This is a genomic window from Bacillus sp. AFS088145 (genome assembly GCF_002564465.1).
Taxonomy (GTDB): Bacteria; Bacillota; Bacilli; order Bacillales; family Bacillaceae_G; genus Gottfriedia.
This window is the reverse complement of record NZ_NUUX01000090.1, coordinates 1-229: the sequence shown is the minus strand read 5'-3', so window position 1 is coordinate 229 and position 229 is coordinate 1. Positions and strand designations below refer to the sequence as shown.

The 229-nt window shown below is 65.1% G+C and carries 1 protein-coding gene; it reads left to right on the top strand.

Annotated elements, in window-relative coordinates; all coding sequences use genetic code 11:
* Positions 1–229, top strand: a 229-nt coding sequence (locus tag COI44_RS23765) for a sodium:solute symporter family transporter (RefSeq protein ID WP_483295505.1), incomplete at both ends; no start/stop codon positions are given.

The window sequence follows — 229 nt, the reverse complement described above, 5'->3', positions numbered from 1 at the left end:
TCATGATGGTCTACGTGCTCTTCGGCGGCATGACGGCCACCACCTGGGTGCAGATCATCAAGGCCGGCCTGCTGCTGGGCGGCGCGAGCTTCATGGCGGTGTCTGTGCTGTGGCACTTCGGCTTCAGCCCCGAGGCGATGTTCGCCGGTGCGGTGAAGGTCAAGACCGACCTGGCGCTCAAGGACGGCAAGACCGCCCAGGTGGCAGCGAGCATCGGGCAGTCGATCAT